The following is a 16,374-nucleotide window of genomic DNA, read 5'->3' on the forward strand; positions in this document are numbered from 1 at the left end:
TTGCCGCTCTGGGCCGGTGGGCCGACTCATGCGCACACTGGAGGTATGCGCGGGATGACCGTCGGCGAGACGGCGGAGCGCGCGGATCTGCTCGCCGCGGCCGCCGTTGAAGCCGTCGAAGGAACCGGCGCGTACGCGGCCAGCGTCTTCCTCCGCTCCCGCGACCGCCGGTCGATCGTGCTCGCCGCGGCGTACGGGGTGCCGCCCTCCCTGCTGGGTGGCTGGCGCCTGATCCCGGTGAGCAGCCCCATCCCGCTCGCCACGGCGTACCGCTCCGGGCGCACCGTCCACCTGGCCAACGCCGAGGAGACGATGCGCCGCTATCCGCAGCTCGCGGTGGCGCTGCCGTACGCCTTCGGCTCCTGCTCCGTACCGGTGGGCGCGGGCGGGGAAACCTTCGGGGCGCTGGCGGTCGTCTGGGCGGCGTCACCCGGCAGCGAAGGGCTGTCCCGGGCCCGGCGCCGGCACGTACGGACCGTCGCCGGCCGGCTCGGGGGCTCCCTCGCCGCGCTCCGCGCCCGTACCGGCGATCCGGTGGACTGCGCCCCGGAGACGGTTCCCGTCGAGATCCCGGCGCCCTCCGCCCCGGCCGTACGGGTCGGCCTGTTCGGCTGGGACCTCGTCTCCGGCGCCTTCCGCGGGGACGACGAGCTCTGCGCGATCTTCGGTCGCGACCCCCGTACGTTCGACGGGCAGGCCACCTCGCTGGCCGCCTGCCTGCACCCCGGCGATCTCGCCGGCTTCCTGTCCGCGGCCCGGGAGGCAGCCGCCGGGGGCCGCCGGATCACCGCGCGGCGCCTGCGCGTACGGGAGCGCGGGGGCGGCGGCGAGGGGTACCGCACGGTCGAGCTGTGGGCCCGCGTCCTGGAGACCGATGACCCGCCGGGCCGCCGCCAGCTGGTGGGCGCGGTCGTCGACAGCCGGGCCGGCAGCGCGGCCGTCGCGGCGGTCGAACGGCTGCGGGACGGGCTGTTCTCCCTCGCCCCCGACGGGCGGGTCACCTACGCCAACCACACCGCCCTGCGGCAGCTGGACGTGTCCGGTGACGAGCTGCTGGGCCGGGTTCTCTGGGACGCGCTGCCGTGGCTGTCCGACCCCGACGTCGAGTCCCGGCACCGGTCCGCGATGATCTCGCAGGCACCGGCCTCCTTCCTCGCCTGCCAGGCGCCCGACCACTGGCTCGCCTTCTCGCTCCATCCGGAAGCGGACGGCGTGACCGGCCGGGTGGTACCCCTCGGCCATCCCCCCTCGGCCCCGGCACCGCCCGCGTCCACGGCCGAGCCGGCCGCCGCCACCCCGACGCGGCTGGGAGTGATGCACCACGTCCTCCAGCTCGGCAGCGCGCTGACCGAGGCGGTCACCACCCGCCAGGTCTGCGAGGTCGTCTCCGACCAGCTCCTCCCCGCCTTCGGGGGCCAGCAGCTGGCCGTCTACGTGGTCCGGCACGGAACGATGCACCGGCTCTTCCACACCGGGCGCCACGAAGACTTCCTCGACGGGCTGGAGGGCGCACCGCTGCACGCCCGGCTGCCCGGAACGGAGGCCCTGACCGCCGGCGCTCCGCTCTTCATCGAATCGCGGCAGGACCTCACCCGGAACTATCCGGGCACCCCCACCGGCGAGGTGAACTCCTGGGCGTATCTGCCGCTGATCGCCTCCAGCCACCCGGTCGGCACCTGTGTCCTCGGCTTCGACCGGAACCACCGGTTCACCGAGAAGGACCGCGGCGTGCTCACCGCCCTCGCCGGGCTGATCGCCCAGGCCCTGGAACGCGCGAAGCTCTACGACTCGGAATTCGCCATCGCCCGCGGCCTCCAGCAGGCGCTCCTGCCGCACCGGCTGCCCGTGATCCCCGGCATCCGCACCGTCGCGCGCTATCTGCCCGGCACCAGCGGCATGGACATCGGCGGCGACTGGTACGACGCCATCCCCACCGGTGACGGGGTCTCGCTCATCATCGGCGACGTGCAGGGGCACAGCATCGCCGCCGCGGCCACCATGGCCCAACTCCGCAGCGCGGTGCGGGCGTTCACGGCGGTGAGCCATACCCCCGGCGAGGTGATGGCGGGCGTCAACCGCACCCTGGTCGACCTCGACCCCGGGCTGCTGGCCAGCTGTTGCTGCCTCCACGTGGCCGCCCGCACCCACCACGCCCAGGCCGTCACCGCCGGCCACCCCCCGCCGCTGCTCCGCCGCCCCGACGGCACGACCGAGGTTCTCGACCTCGACATCGGCCCGCTCCTCGGCGTGGAACGCACCAGCGACTACCCCGCCACCCCGGTCGACCTCCCGCCGGGATCCGTCCTCGCCCTCTACACGGACGGCCTGGTCGAGGAGCCCGGGGCCGACATCGACGTGGGCATCGACCGCCTCCGCTCCTCCCTGGCCCACGCCCGCGCGGACTCCCTGGACGAACTCGCCGACCGGCTGCTGCACAACGCCCGGGGCTCCTCGTACCGGGCCGACGACATCGCCCTGCTGCTCACCGAGTACGGCCCCGGGCCGGCGCACCGGGACGGCGCGCCAGGGGGCGGCACCTAGGGGGACTCCTGGGGGGGCTCCTAGGGGGGGTGACTCCTAGGGGGTGGCGAACCGTGAGGAAGCGCCGACGGGGTGATCGGCGAACCGTTGACGCCTCCGAAGCATGCGGAAGTACGGGCTGAACACGTTGGCCGGAGCTCAGCTGCCGGCCCTGAGCGCGTCCAAGTGCCGTCGCAGTACCTGCCGGAGCAGCTTCGGCGAATAGCGGTCCGGCAGCAGCGTCGCCTGGAGATTGAGGCCGTCGAGGAGGGCGGCCAGTCGCGTGCTTTCCAGTTCGACGTCCATGCCGTCCGGCAGTCCACCGGCGCACCGGGCTTCGTGCAGCACGCGCGACATCAGGGCGTGCAGGTTGGCCTGCATCTCGGCGGCGCAGGGCCGTAGTTCGGGGCGGGTGAGTGCGGCGGTGGTGAAGGCGAGCCAGAGCGCGGACTCCCGGCGGCGGGCCTCGTCCAGGGGGAGGAACTCGGCCAGGAGCTCTTCCGTTCCGGCCCGGCGGTCCATGCCGCCGTCGGGATCCAGCAGCCGCTCGGCGTGGGTGCGGATGCGGTCGCCGATGCGCCGGCTGAGCTCCCTCATCGTGAAGGTCATCAACTCGTCGTGGTCGGCGAAGTAGTGGCGGACCGAGCCGATGGCGAGTCCGGCTTCATCGGCGACGTTGCGCAGCGACGCATGCTCCAGCCCCTGCCGGGCGGCGACGGACAGGGCCGCCTGCGCCACCGCCCTACGACGGGCCACGGGATCGACGATCTTTGGCACATTGCCTTTATAGCACGACTGAGCTAAATTTTTTAACTCAGTCGTGCTATAAAGATTGGGTGGTATCCGCGTGAACCCCTGGCTGCTCGCCGCGATCGTCGCGGTGGTCGTGATCGCCGTCGTGATCAAACGGCTGACCGGTGAACCGGTCAACGCAAAGGACCTCTTCGTGGCCCCGGCGATCCTGATCGGGATCGGCATCCTGTCCCTCGTCAAGAAGACGGATCTGACCGGCACCGACCTCACCTGGGTCCTCACGGGCGGCCTCCTCGGTGCGGCACTCGGCGCACTCCGCGGCGCCACCGTTCAGCTCGTCGACAAGGGAGGCGTCCTGTGGCAGCGATACACCGGCCGCACCTTCCTCACCGTGATCGGCACCCTGGCACTCACGGCCGGCTTCAGCGTCCTGGCAGTGAAGATGGGCATGCACGAGAACGCACGCTCCATCCAGCTCTCGATCGGCCTGAGCTTCCTCGGCGAGTCCCTCATGGTCGGCCATCGCGGCATGGCTTCGGGGATCCCCTTCGCCCCACCACGTACACGCTGACTCATCGCCGTACCCCGCGCCCGCATCTGCCGGACAACACACCTAGAGCTGCCGGAGGTGATCACGCAGGGTGCGGGCGACATGAGCCATGAGGGCATCGGCATCGGGCTGGGTGCCGGCCGGGACGAGGGACTCGGTGAGGGCGGCGATGGCGAAGGTCTGGCCGTCGGAGTGCTCGACGACCCCGACTTCGTGGCGGAGGTTGAGGAGGGTGCCCGTCTTGGAGGACCAAGTGGAGGCGTCCGAGCTGAAGTCCGGGGCGATGCGCTGCCGCAGCAGATTGTCCGCCATGAGGCCGCGGACGCGCCCGGCCACCTCCGGGGGGATCGCCGACGGTGTCCACAGCGCCTGGAGGAGTTCGACGTACGAGCGCGCGCTGCCGGAGTTCGCACGGGTCACATCGAGCTGCGGCACCCGGTGGCCGCGCCCGCTCGTGCCGGCCTCAATGGCGAGCGCGTAGGCGAGATGCGCCTCCGCGGCACCGAAGCGTTCCACGGGGGTCTCGGTCAGCTCGCGCGTGGTGTGCCGGACGGAGACGCCCTGGATCCCGAACTCCCGTATGATCCCGGCGACTTGAGCAGGCGGGGTGAGGGCGAACAACGCGTCCGCGGCCGTCCCGTCGCTCACGCAGGTGCTGAGGTAGAGCAGGTCATCGATCGCGATCCGGACCGGATGACGGAAGCGGCTCAGCCCGGTCGGACCGGGCGAGGTGATCCGCCCGGGTTCCACCGTCAGCATCGTCGATCCGTCGAGCTCGCCGCGCCGGATGCGTTCCAGTGTCGCCAGCGCCAGCGGGATCTTCACCAGGGAAGCGGCGGGCAGCTGGGTGTCCGGCTCGATGCCCAGCTCCTGTCCCGTATGCAGGTCCCGGACGAGGAAGCAGCCGTGCAGGCCGCCGTCGCGCAGCCGCTGACGCATCTCGCGAAGCAGTGCCTCGGTGCTCATGTCACCACCGCGCCCGGCGCCCCGACGCCCTCGTCGGCGCCGAGACAGCGGGCGATCTCGTCGCCCAGACGCGCACGGATATGGTCCGGGTGGCCGGCCACGGCAGTGGCAAGGGCGAACCCCCGGGTGAGGGTGATCTCGCCGAGGGGACGCCAGTGCAGGGCGAGTTCCCGGGCCTGGGCGGGCGAGCAGAGCAGCACATCGCGCGAGCACAGCACCTCGGCCGCGGCGGTCGTGTGGTCCGCCGCGACGACGAGCTGGGCGGGCCGCAGACCGACGGCATCGCGCAGTCGCGTCAACGGGTCACGGATATGCGGCACATCGTCCTCCGGCTGGATCCAGATACGGCGGGGCTCGCCGAGCGCGGCGCGCCCCAAGCGCAGCGTCTCGACGTAGAGGCGCTTGCCTCCCGGATCCTGCGCACCGGCGAGCCCGAGCGGCACGGACCAGGTCGCCTCGTCCCGCGGGACGGCGAGCAGGGCGGCCCGCACCTGCTGGGAGTGCAGCAGCTCGGCCCGCTCCGCCGGTGCCGCGGCGCGGAGATCGAGGGTGACGCCGTGACCTCGTGCGTCGGCGATGAGGCGGGCGAGACCAGCGGTGGAGCAGATGTCGGGCACCGCGAGCCGCCACGGCTTGAGCTTGGCGGTCTCCGCCTCATGCTGAAGGACATCGGCCGCGAGCACCAGCTGTCTGGCGGCCGGCAGCATGTCCCGGCCGAAGGGCGTGAGCACGGCCCGCCGCGCCGTTCGCTCGAAGAGCCGCTCACCGAAGCGTTCCTCCAGGGCGGCGACACGACGGCTGGCCACCGACTGCGACATCCGCGCGGCGGCCGCTCCGACGGTGAAACTGCCGCGCTCGCTCACGCTGACAAACGCACGGCACGCTCCCACCAGATCCACGCGCCACACCCTATGCGATTTCGGCATGGAAACCCTCATGAGCGCATTGGACTGCATAGATGCCGGAACGCGAGGGTGGTCACGGCAACGGCGGCCACCCGGCGCAGGGCCGGCCGCCACCCTTTCCCCGTGCGCCTTGCGCGCCCGGGACTTCCAAAGGATCTGACATGCCCCACACCCGAGCCCGGCGCCTCCTCATCGGCGCGCTCGCCGCCCTCAGCCTCGTCCCGCTCACCGCCTGCGGCGCCCCCTCCCCGACCACCAAAGCAGCGCACGCGAGCGCGACACCGAAGTCATCCGCCCAGGCATTCAAGGACCTTGAGCGAAAGTTCGACGCCCGGCTCGGGGTGTACGCGATCAACACCGGCACCGGCCGCGAGATCGCCTACCACCAGGACGAACGCTTCGCCCACGCCTCCACCTTCAAGGCGATGGCCGCCGGCGCGGTGCTGCAAAAGTACTCACTGCCCGGCATGGACAAGGTGATCACCTACTCCCGCGACGATCTGGTCCCCAACTCCCCCATCACCGAGAAGCACGTCGACACCGGGATGACCCTGCGCGCCCTGTGTGACGCCGCCGTCCGCTACAGCGACAACACCGCCGCCAACCTGCTGTTCGACTCGATCGGCGGCCCCAAGGGCCTCGACGCCGTACTGGAGAAGCTGGGTGACCACACCACCCGGATGGTCCGCCGCGAGCCGGAACTGAACGACTGGGCCCCGAACGACACCCGGGACACGACCACCCCCCGGGCATTCGCCAAGGACCTGCGCGCCTTCGTCCTCGGGGACACCCTGCCCGGGCGCGAACGCGCACAGCTCGCGAAGTGGCTCCAGACCAACACCACCGGAGCGAAGCTCATCAAGGCCGGCATGCCCAAGACCTGGCTCGTCGGCGACAAGACCGGCGCCGGCAGCACCTACGGCACCCGCAACGACATCGCCGTGGTCTGGCCACCGCACGCCGCCCCCATCGTCGTAGCGATCATGTCCAACCGCACCCAGAAGAACGCGGACCATGACGACGCGTTGATCGCGCAGGCGGCGTCGGTGGTGGCGGAGAGGGTGTCGTAGGGGGGCCGGGGGACGCCGGGAGCGGGTGTGGGGCGCGGGCGCCGGGGACGGCTGCGGGGCGCGGGCCCGGACGCCGGGTGCGGGGACGGCTGTGGCGTGCGGGCGCCGGGACGGCCGTGACGAGGGTTCGGGCCGGCCGGCGCGCGGCGTCACCCAGGAGCCCCCGCCCTGAACTTACGCGTCCCGGTCGGCTTCCTTGGCCGCCCGCTCCAGTCGGCTTCGGTAGTTCTCCCACCAGGCCGAATCACCCGACGCCATGCTGTCGTTGCCCTCGTTCATCCCCACGGCACCATCCATGAGTTCCCGGAGGATGTCGGCATGGCCGGCGTGCCGGTGCGTATCGGCAATCACCCGCACCACAGCATGATGCAGCGTCACCTCGTCCTTGCCGTCGGGCCACCACGGCACCTTGCCTATCGTGTCCAGCTCCAGCGCGTCGATCGTCGCGTCCGCGTGCACCCACGCCCGGCGGTAGAGCTCGACGATGTACTCGCGTGACTCGTCGGCGGTGACCCACATATCCGCGTTGGTCTCGGCACCGTCTTCGAGCCAGGGCAGCGGCTCGCCGGCCGGCCGTCCGAAGGTGTCGCCGAGGTAGCCCAGCTCCACACTGGCCACGTGCTTCACCATGCCCAGGAGATTGGTGCCGGTCGGGGTCAACGGGCGGCGGATGTCGTACTCCGAGAGCCCGTCGAGCTTCCACAACAGGGCATCGCGGGCGGACTGAAGATAGAAGCGAAGGTCAGCCTTGGCATCCGATGGATTCATGGGCCCAGTCTGCCGCTCGCACGCTCGCCATCCACCGCTCGCGGCGGAATCCCGCGACGCCCCATCCCCCTGCGCGAGTTATCCACAGGAGGGTGCCTCCGGAACCACGCCGGGCACCACCTCCCCTACCGTCGGCGACATGCACGGAGGACTGCCGTTCATCGGCATCAGCACCATCGTCTACGGCGTGATCGGACTGCTCACGGTCGTAGTCAGCGCGATCCGCAAGACAGGGGGAGAACGACATGCACACCATCACCGTCATCGTGCCCGCGCACAACGAGGAGGAAGGGCTCCCGGCCACGCTGGAGTCCCTCGCCTCTCAAACGGTCCCGCCTGACCGGGTCCTGGTCGTGGACGACGCCTCCACGGACCGTACGGGGGAGGTGGCCGCGGCACACGGAGTGAGTGTGCTCCGCCCGCCCCGCAACCTCGGCAGCAAGGCCAAGGCACAGAACTACGCCCTGCCCCAATGCACCACCGACCTCGTCCTGGCCGTCGACGCGGACACCGTCCTCGCGCCGGACTACATCGAAACCGTCCTACCCGTCTTCGACGACCCCGGCGTCGCGGTCGCCGCGGGCACGGTCCGCACCCGCCACACCCGCACACTCTGGGAACGCGGACGCTCCACCGAATATCTCTTCGGCTTCCATTGGCACCGCCCCATCCAGGCCCGCGCCAACAGCCCCATGGTCTGCTCGGGTTGCTGCTCCATCTTCCGGCGCGACGATCTGATGGCCTTCGGCGGCTTCCCGGAACGAACCATCGTCGAAGACATGGATTTCACGTGGTCCCAGCAGATCGCGGGCAGACGCGCGGTCTACGTCTCCGACGCCGTCGCCCTGGCCGCCGATCCGGAAGACCTCACCTATCTCCGCAAACAGGTCTGGCGCTGGATGGCCGGCTTCTGCCAGAACGTCCGGCTCCACCTCGGCCAACTGATCCTCCACAAACCCCTGCTGGCGCTCTGGGTCCTCCTCGCCCTCCTGGAGATCCTCACCGCACCCCTGTGGTGGGCGACGCCGTTCGTCCTCACCGCGACAACCGATCAACCACCGGCGCTCGCCTTCCTCTGGTGGGCCGGAGCCGAACTCCTGCTGACAACACCACCACTCCTCTACGCCGCCCACCGCCGCAAACTCCCGCTCGCCACCGTCCTGTTGAACATCCCCTGCGTCTACGCCACCAAGGCCGTCAACCTCGTCTACGCCTGGAAGGCCCTCATCGTGGAACTACTCCTGGTGCCGCTCCACCTGTCACGGGGCCTCACGGTCTACGAGAAAGGCCGGGCCGACACCGCGCCAGTTCGGGCGGCGCTCGCATAGGCCCAGTGCGTCGAGGCCGCCCGCCGGCCGAGCTCCGGACGACGCCGCCTCCACCCGCCGGCCCGTGAAGCTGGGCAACGCGCCCGCCGCCGACGACACACTGGCGATGCTTACGCGGGCCGCTGCCGGGAATCGCCGTCGGCCGGGCGTCGCGGGAGTCTGGCCGCGGCCAGGCCGCCGATTGCGGCGACGGCCGCCAGGGTCAGAAGGGTGGGGCCCATCGCGGAGCGGAAGGCTTCGGCGGTCCAGTGCGGTCCGCCGGGTGAGTGGTCGCCCGTGGCGGGGGTCATGAGGGTCACCAGCATGGTGGCGGTGGCGACACCCAGTGTCGGGCCGATGTTCATCGCGGTCTGCTGGAGTCCGCCCGCTACTCCGGCGTGGGCCGTGGACACATGGCGCACGATGACGGCCGTGGCCGTGACCATCACCGTGCCGAAGCCGGCGCCCAGTAGGAGGAATCCCGCGCCGATGGCCGGTGCCGTCGAGGTCCGGTCGAGTTGGGACAGCACGAAGACCCCGAGCGTGAGGAGCGTCATCGCCGTCACGGTCGTCCGGCGGGGGCCGTACCGGCGCTGTAGTACGGCCGAGGCCGGGGCGCTCAGCACCATGAGCACGGCCAGGGGCAGCACTCGCAGACCGCTCTCCATCGGGTCCATCGCGAGGACGTCCTGAAGGAAGTAGGTGCTGACGAAGAGCGTGCCGAAAAGCGCCGCCGAGGCGGAGAGCAGGACGGCGAGAGCCGAGGCGATGGTGGCCGAACCGACCACGGAGAGGGGGACCAGGGGGCTCGCGGTGCGGCGTTCGTGCCGGATGAAGGCGCCGCAGGCGAACGCGGCCGCGGCCCCGCCCAGTGCGGTGACCACCGTCCAGCCGGATTCCGGAAGGGCGACAAGGGTGTGCACAAGGCTCACCAGAGCCAGTGCGAGGAGACAGGCACCCGGCAGGTCGAGGCCATCTGCGGTGCCATCTGCGGTACGGACGCCGCCAGTTGCGGTAGTTCCGGCGGCAGTGGGCCCGGCGGTGTTGACGGTCACGGCCCTTGAGGTCACGGCGGCAGGGACAGGGACAGGGACAGGGACAGCCCGCCGAACAGCCCACGCCAGCCCCCCGATCAGACACGCCGGCACCACATTGAGGAAGAAGACCGCCCGCCACCCCCAATGTGCGACCAGCGCGCCGCCCAGCACCGGCCCGGTGGCGGCTGCCAGGCCGATGGCGCTGGTGCGCAGGGCGAGGGGCATGCCGAGTTGGTCGGGTGGATAGGTGGCCCGGAGCATTCCCAGGGTGGCGGGTTGCAGCAGTGCGCCGAAGATGCCCTGGGCCACCCGTAGTCCGATCACCCAGCCGACGCCGGGTGCCAGGCCGATTCCCGCCGAGGTGGCGCCGAAGCCCAGGATTCCGAGGGCGAAGAGCTGTTGGTGGCCGTAGCGGTCGCCGAGCCGGCCGGCGAAGACCAGCAGGCTCGCCACGGCGATGAGATAGCCGGTGCTGGTCCACTGGACCTGCCCGAACGAGGCGTGCAGATCCCGTTGGAGGGCGGGCTGCGCCACGGTCAGTGCGGTGCCGTCCAGGGCGACGATCACGGCCCCGGTGATACTGCCGGTGAGGACGAGGCGTTGCAGGCGTCGGGTGGTCATCGGCCCGCCGGCCCGAGGTGCGCGTCCAGGGCGGCCCGGAGCAGCGGCTCGACATCGTCGGCCCCCGTGGCGAGTGGGAGGCTGCCCCATCGCCACAGTTGGGCGATGCCGTGCAGGTTGCTCCAGAGGGCGCCCGCGATCACCGGTGGCGGCAGATCGGACTGTGGCTGCGCCCGGGAGACGAGGTCGACGAGGGTCTGGAAGAGCGGCAGGCTGGTTTCCCGGAGGCCGAGATGGTTGCTCTCCAGCAGGTCGTGACGGAACATCAGCTCGAACATGCCGGGGTGGGTCAGCGCGAAGTCGAGGTAGCCGCGCCCCAGGGCCATGAGCTGGGCGCGGGGGTCCGTCCGGTGGCCGTCGACCTCCGCTGCGACCTTGTCGGCCAGATCGGCGAATCCCTGGCGGGCGATGGCGGACAGCAGGGACAGATGGGTCGGGAAATGGCGCCGTGGAGCCCCATGGGAGACCCCGGCCCGGCGGGCGATCTCCCGCAACGACAGTGCCTGCACGCCCTCTTCGGCCAGCAGGTCGACTCCGGCCTGCACCAAACGGGCGCGCAGGCCCGCCGCGTCTTGATCACTCATAGACACTGTCTACCGTATGGTAGTAGACACTGTCTACGCGGGCTCGGCGACGGCGGCCGGGGTCGGGGGGCCGGGGAGGGGACCCCGTCGCCGCACCCGCCCCACCGGAACCGCCCGCGCATCGCGTCACGGAAGACACAACGACGCCGGCCGCCGCGCCCCGTGGGGGCGAGCGCGACGGCCGGCGGGTGGAGCTGAGGAAGTCAGATGATTACTCGACGACCTTCAGCAGCTTGTTGGGCGTACCCTCGCTCGGGTTCGTGATCTTGTCGGGCGTGGCACCGTCGGTCAGGGCCTTCGCCACGTCGGCCGGCTTGGCGTCCTTGTGACCGGCCAGGTAGACCGCGGCGGCACCGACGACATGCGGGGTCGCCATGGACGTACCGGAGATGGTCTTGGTGGCGCCGTCGTTCCAGTCCGAGGTGATGTCGGAGCCGGGGGCGTAAAGGTCGACCACCTTGCCGAAGTTGGAGAAGTCGGACTGCTCGTCCTCCTTGGTGCTGGAGGCCACGGTGATGGCTTCCTTCACCCGCGACGGGGAGCCCTGGCCCGCGTCGGAGGACTCGTTGCCCGCCGCGACGGCGAAGGTGACACCGGCGTCGATGGCCTTCTTCACGGCCGCGTCGAGCGCCTCGTCCGCGCCGCCGCCGAGCGACATGTTGGCGACCGAGGGGCCCTTGTGGTTCTTGGTGACCCAGTCGATGCCCGCGACGACCTGCTCGGTGGTGCCGGAGCCCTGACCGTCCAGGACCTTGACGCCGACGATCTTGGCCTTCTTCGCGACGCCGTGCTCGGTACCGCCGATGGTGCCCGCGACGTGCGTGCCGTGGCCGTTGTCGTCCTCGGCCTTGTCGCTGCCGTCAACGGCGTTGAAGCCGTACGACGCCCGGCCGCCGAAGTCCTTGTGCTTGATGTGGACGCCGGTGTCGATGACGTAGGCGGTGACGCCCTCACCCGCGCTGTCGGGGTAGTTGTACTTCTTGTCGCCCTTGGTGTCTTCCTGGTCGATGCGGTCCAGGCCCCACGACGGCGGGTTGGCCTGGGCTTCGCTGATGTGGAACTTCTTGTTCTGGACGACCTTGTCGACGGCCGGGTCGGCGGCGAGCTGCTTGGCCTCCTCGGTGCTGAGACCGGTCGCCGAGAAGCCGTCGATGGCGGAGGAGTAGTTCCGCTTGACCTTGCCGCCGTACTTGTCGGCCAGGTCGCCGCTCTGCGTCGTACGGATCGACTTCTTCATCATGACGATGTAGCTGCCGTCCACGGCGCCCTTGGCCTCGGCTCCGTAGATCTTGCCTTCGGCGGCCGGGGACGCGCCCGCGGTGACCGCGGTGACGGCGGCGATACCAGTGGCGGCAACTGCGGCGGATATCGCCGTGATGAGCCGCTTCTTGCTGGAACGCTTGTGAGCCATTGCGAGGATTCTCCTCGTTCGTGGTGTGGGGGGAAAGCGTTGCGCAATAGCCCGAAGAGACCGGAAGATCTGCGTCGGACTGGCTCGAAACCCTGTCTGATTGATGAGTTCAATTCAAGGCCAGCCGGGGCGTGTGAGATAAGCAACAAGGGCCCTGAAATGGGAAATGTTTCAGAAGTGGTCAAAGTGGCCCAGGAGTTGAACCGGAGGGACTCAACTCCGTTTACGTTCACGCAATAGAGAGTGGCGGGACGGTGAACGGTGCGGCGGAGCGGTGAACGGTGTGCCGGGGCGGCGTGCAGATACCCGGTGCCGCTTGCTCCGGTGGGCACGAGAGGCGCGTCACTCCCAATACGGAGTGCGGCAGGACCAGTTGGGGCGGAACGGCAGCGCCGGCAAGCCGCCACGGCGCACTCAGGGCCGTGCGCCGATATACCTCTCCGCATGCGCTCAGCGCTGGTAGCGGGCGAGCACCAGATTGCCGTCCTCGACGAGCCGCTTCCGCAGGGTGTCCAGGCCAATGGCGCCGCTGTAGTACTCCTGGAGGCCCGGGGTGGCGATCTTGTCCTTCCATTCCGGATATCCACGGACGGACTGGGCCGGGGCGGAACGCAGCGAGTCCGCCAGTGCGGTGCCGGTCGCCCAGTCATATCGGGCGACCCGTAGCGCCGGATCCCTCAGCGCCTCCTGACCCGTCGGCAGCAGCCAGTCGCCCAGGGCGAGCCGGACCATGTTCGGCGGGCTGAGGAAGAAGTCGATGAAGGCCATCGCCTCCTCCTTGTACGGGCAGTCCTCGGCGATCGACAGGGTCTGCGGGCTCACGCCCTGGTCCAGGGCGGTGCCCTTGGGAGCGGGCAGCACCGTCCAGTCGAAGCCCTTGGGTGCCTGCTGGACGATCTGCTGACGGTAGGAGAAGCCGAGCGGCACCATCGCATAGCGTCCGGCGAAGAAGCCCGGGAGGGTGTCGGAACCGCCCATGCCCAGCGTCGAACGGGAGGCGCTGCGGGCGACGTTGACCTGGTCATGGAGGGTGCGCGGCACCCTCTGGTCGACGGCGTCGAAGCGCACCTCCACCGTGCCGTCGCGGCGGCGGTGGAAGATCCGGCCATCCGTGGACAGGGCGAGGTTGAGGGTGGCGGAGACGGGTTCCTTCAGCGGCCAGGCGACGCCGTAGGTGGTGCCGCGGGTCAGCCGCCGGGCCGCTTCCTCGAACTCCGGCCAGGTCCAGGGGTGTTCGGGGGTGGGGATGCGGACGCCGGACCGGTGCAGCTTGGTGCGGTTGGCGATCAGCACCCGTGGTTCCTGGAGGAACGGGACGCCGTGGATGCGGCCGTCGAAGGTGCCGGTCTCCCAGCTCCGCTGCGGGATGTCGCGCTTGAGGCGCGGCGGGAGGAGGGCGGTGAGGTCGGCGAGGTCCCCGCCGTAGGCGAAGTCCGCGAGGTCGTCGGAGGCGTCATGGATGATGTCCGGGGCCTCGCCGCCCTCGAAGGAGGTCAGCAGCTGGTCGTGGACGGTGGGCCAGGCGCCCTGGACGTACTGCACTTGGATGTCGGGGCGTTGCCGGTTCCATTCGGCGACCAGCTGTTTGTTGACCTTGAGTGAGTCCTGCTGCCAGGCCAGCGACTGGAAGCGCAGGGTGATCGGGCCGCCGGCCGACCGCCGGCGGTCGTCGGAACAGCCCGGCAGCAGGGCCGCGGCCGGCAGCGCGGCGGCCGCGGCGAGCAGGCCCCGCCGGGTGACACGGCGTCCGGGCGGAGGGTCGTGACGCATCAGCTCTTCACCGCCCCGGCGAGCATCCCACCGGTGATCCGCCGCTGGATGACGGCGAAGAGCAGCAGGCTCGGAAGGGTGGCCAGAAGCGCGGCGGCGGCGAGCGGGCCGAGGTCGGCGACGCCCTCGGCGCCCAGGAAGTGGGTCAGCACGACCGGCAGCGTCTGTTTCTCCGGGGACTTGAGCAGGACCAGGGCGAAGAAGAACTCGTTCCAGGCGGTGATGAAGGCGAACAGCGCGGTGGCGACGATGCCGGGCGCGAGGAGCGGTGCGGTGACCGAGACGAGCGTACGGAGCCGGCCGGCGCCGTCCATCGCCGCCGCCTCCTCCAACTCCCTTGGGACGGCCCGGACATAGCCGGTCAGCATCCACAGGGCGAACGGCAGCGACCACACCACATAGACCATGATCAGACCGATCCGGGAGTCCACCAGATGGAGCCCCTTCAGGATCAGGAACAGCGGGATGATCACCAGCACCAGCGGGAATGCCTGGCTGATCACGACCCAGCCGGTGGCCGCCCGCGAGAGGCGGTTGCGGACGCGGGCCAGGACATAGGCCATCGGGGTCGCCAGCAGGATGGCCAGCAGCGCGGAGACCGCCGCGGCCAGCAGGCTGTTGCCCGCGGCCGCCGACAGCGGCTGCTGTGCGAAAGCCTGCCGGAAGTTCTCCAGGGTCGGCGCCTCAGGGATCCAGGTGGGGTGCGGGCTGCCCAGTTCCCGCGGTGGCTTGAAGGCGGTGGAGAGCAGCCAGAGGAAGGGGAAGGCGAGGAAGGCGAGATAGCCGAGGAGGGCGGCGTACTGGCCGGTGCGGGTGGCGGTGCGGCGTGGAGTGCGGCGCCGCGGCGGGCCGCCGTTGCGTCGTCGGGTACGGACGCTTCCCGCGTCGCGCGGGACGCTGCTGCCGCGGCTGCCGTCGGCCCGTTCGGGGGCGCTCACCGGTCGTCGTCCCCCTTCAGCCGGCCGGCCAGATAGACGGCCAGCAGGACCGAGATCACCGCGACCATCGCCAGGCCCATCGTGGCGGCGTATCCGAACTGCCCGTAGCGGAAGGCTTCTTCGTAGGCGAACAGCATCGGCAGTCTGGTCCGGCCGCCGGGGCCGCCGTCGGTCAGGACGAAGACCAGGGCGAAGGAGTTGAAGTTCCAGATGAAGTTGAGCGCGGTGACGGCGAGGGCGATGGGCCGGAGGGCGGGCCAGGTGACGGTGCGGAAGCGGCGCCAGGCGCCCGCGCCGTCCATGGCCGCGGCCTCGTGCAGTTCGCGGGGCACGTTCTGGAGACCGGCCAGCAGCGTGACAGTGGTCTGTGGCATCCCGGCCCAGACGCCGACGACGAGGACCGCGGGCAGCGCGGTGGCCAGTCCGCTCAGCCAGTCCCGGCCGTCGCCGGCGCCGGACAGTCCCAGGCCGCGCAGGGTCTCGTTCAGGATGCCGGCGTCCGGGTGGTAGACCAGCCGCCACATGATGCCGACGACGACCTCGGGCATCGCCCACGGGATGATCGCGAGCGCCCGGGCCAGCCAGCGCAGCCGCAGATCGAGATGGAGCAGCAGGGCCAGGCCGAGGGCGAGGAGGAACTGCGGGACGGTGACGCCGAAGGCCCATATCAGGCCGATCCGGAACGAGTCCCAGAACAGCGAGTCCTGTAAGAGATCGGAGAAGTTCAGCAGCCCCACGAAGCGGGTGGCCTGGGTCCGGCCCGACTGGGCGTCGGTGAACGCCAGCCCGATGCCGTACAGCAGCGGTCCCACGCTCAGCACCAGGATCGGGAGCAGCGCGGGCAGCACGAGGAACCAGGCGCCGAGGCCGCGCCGGGGCCGGGCGGCGCGGTCCGCGGCCGGTGCGGTGGGCCGCCGGGGTGTGGTCGCCAGGGTCATGGGAGCGGCTCCGCACGACGCGGCGCGGACGGTCCGGTGCCGGATGCCCCCGCCGTGGACACTGCTGCCATCGCTCCCCCTCTTCCCCCCGTCGGCCGTGCCCGGCCGCCGTCATCGTCGTGACGGCCCGCACCCCCGTCAAGGTCCCCGGCCGATTCCGGCACGGCCCCCCGCGGGATACCTTCCGGGGCCGCGGCCCCTACCTGCGACACTGGTCGCGTCCATGCACCAGGAGG

At 70.8% G+C, this 16,374-nt stretch carries 14 protein-coding genes; 4 read left to right on the forward strand and 10 right to left on the reverse strand.

What is annotated here, in order from left to right; translation table 11 throughout:
* Positions 1–45 precede the first annotated feature (45 nt).
* Positions 46–2,541, forward strand: a complete 2,496-nt coding sequence (locus ACFWJW_RS05660; RefSeq protein WP_387235362.1) for a SpoIIE family protein phosphatase — start codon at positions 46–48, stop codon at positions 2,539–2,541.
* Positions 2,542–2,679: 138 nt separating this feature from the next.
* On the opposite strand, the gene ACFWJW_RS05665 is transcribed toward ACFWJW_RS05660, so the two are convergent.
* A complete protein-coding gene (locus ACFWJW_RS05665; RefSeq protein ID WP_387235364.1) occupies positions 2,680–3,297 on the reverse strand; it encodes a TetR/AcrR family transcriptional regulator in 618 nt (205 codons plus the stop codon).
* Positions 3,298–3,367: 70 nt separating this feature from the next.
* Between ACFWJW_RS05665 and ACFWJW_RS05670 the strand changes: the two genes are divergently transcribed.
* Positions 3,368–3,844: a DUF1453 domain-containing protein gene (locus tag ACFWJW_RS05670; protein ID WP_387235367.1), complete on the forward strand. Its 477-nt coding sequence runs from the start codon at positions 3,368–3,370 to the stop codon at positions 3,842–3,844.
* 42 nt (positions 3,845–3,886) lie between these two features.
* Here the strand turns inward: ACFWJW_RS05670 and ACFWJW_RS05675 are convergent, their stop codons facing one another.
* Together ACFWJW_RS05675 and ACFWJW_RS05680 are read right to left on the reverse strand one after the other, a co-directional pair.
* On the reverse strand, positions 3,887–4,789 hold the full coding sequence (locus tag ACFWJW_RS05675; protein ID WP_387235370.1) for a serine hydrolase: 903 nt from the start codon (positions 4,787–4,789) through the stop codon (positions 3,887–3,889).
* The gene (locus ACFWJW_RS05680) at positions 4,786–5,715 is read right to left on the reverse strand and encodes a LysR family transcriptional regulator (RefSeq protein WP_387235373.1); all 930 of its coding nucleotides are present in this window, start codon (positions 5,713–5,715) and stop codon (positions 4,786–4,788) included. The genes ACFWJW_RS05675 and ACFWJW_RS05680 overlap by 4 nt, the downstream gene beginning before the upstream one ends.
* A gap of 140 nt (positions 5,716–5,855) precedes the next feature.
* Between ACFWJW_RS05680 and bla the strand changes: the two genes are divergently transcribed.
* Positions 5,856–6,764: a class A beta-lactamase gene (gene bla / locus ACFWJW_RS05685; RefSeq protein WP_387235376.1), complete on the forward strand. Its 909-nt coding sequence runs from the start codon at positions 5,856–5,858 to the stop codon at positions 6,762–6,764.
* A 174-nt stretch (positions 6,765–6,938) separates the two neighbouring features.
* On the opposite strand, the gene ACFWJW_RS05690 is transcribed toward bla, so the two are convergent.
* A complete protein-coding gene (locus ACFWJW_RS05690; RefSeq protein WP_387235378.1) occupies positions 6,939–7,532 on the reverse strand; it encodes a DinB family protein in 594 nt (197 codons plus the stop codon).
* 245 nt (positions 7,533–7,777) lie between these two features.
* Here ACFWJW_RS05690 and ACFWJW_RS05695 point away from each other — a divergent pair, with 245 nt between their 5' ends.
* Positions 7,778–8,860 carry a glycosyltransferase family 2 protein gene (locus tag ACFWJW_RS05695; protein WP_387235379.1) on the forward strand — a complete coding sequence of 361 codons (1,083 nt, stop codon included), beginning with the start codon at positions 7,778–7,780 and terminating at the stop codon, positions 8,858–8,860.
* Between the two features lie 110 nt (positions 8,861–8,970).
* On the opposite strand, the gene ACFWJW_RS05700 is transcribed toward ACFWJW_RS05695, so the two are convergent.
* The 6 genes from ACFWJW_RS05700 to ACFWJW_RS05725 form a co-directional block, all read right to left on the reverse strand.
* On the reverse strand, positions 8,971–10,497 hold the full coding sequence (locus ACFWJW_RS05700; RefSeq protein WP_387235381.1) for an MFS transporter: 1,527 nt from the start codon (positions 10,495–10,497) through the stop codon (positions 8,971–8,973).
* The gene (locus ACFWJW_RS05705) at positions 10,494–11,081 is read right to left on the reverse strand and encodes a TetR/AcrR family transcriptional regulator (protein ID WP_387235382.1); all 588 of its coding nucleotides are present in this window, start codon (positions 11,079–11,081) and stop codon (positions 10,494–10,496) included. The genes ACFWJW_RS05700 and ACFWJW_RS05705 overlap by 4 nt, the downstream gene beginning before the upstream one ends.
* A gap of 211 nt (positions 11,082–11,292) precedes the next feature.
* Complete coding sequence (locus ACFWJW_RS05710) at positions 11,293–12,492, reverse strand: S8 family serine peptidase (protein WP_387235384.1); 1,200 nt, start codon at positions 12,490–12,492, stop codon at positions 11,293–11,295.
* Positions 12,493–12,942: 450 nt separating this feature from the next.
* Entirely contained in the window at positions 12,943–14,262 is a 1,320-nt protein-coding gene (locus tag ACFWJW_RS05715) for an ABC transporter substrate-binding protein (RefSeq protein WP_387235386.1), read from the reverse strand.
* Positions 14,262–15,200, reverse strand: a complete 939-nt coding sequence (locus tag ACFWJW_RS05720) for a carbohydrate ABC transporter permease (protein WP_387235389.1) — start codon at positions 15,198–15,200, stop codon at positions 14,262–14,264. The genes ACFWJW_RS05715 and ACFWJW_RS05720 overlap by 1 nt, the downstream gene beginning before the upstream one ends.
* Entirely contained in the window at positions 15,197–16,138 is a 942-nt protein-coding gene (locus ACFWJW_RS05725; protein WP_387235392.1) for a carbohydrate ABC transporter permease, read from the reverse strand. Before ACFWJW_RS05725 ends, ACFWJW_RS05720 begins: the two co-directional genes overlap by 4 nt.
* Positions 16,139–16,374 lie beyond the last annotated feature (236 nt).

Origin of the sequence: Streptomyces sp. NPDC127097 (assembly GCF_042724075.1) — a bacterium.
Lineage (GTDB): Bacteria > Actinomycetota > Actinomycetes > Streptomycetales > Streptomycetaceae > Streptomyces.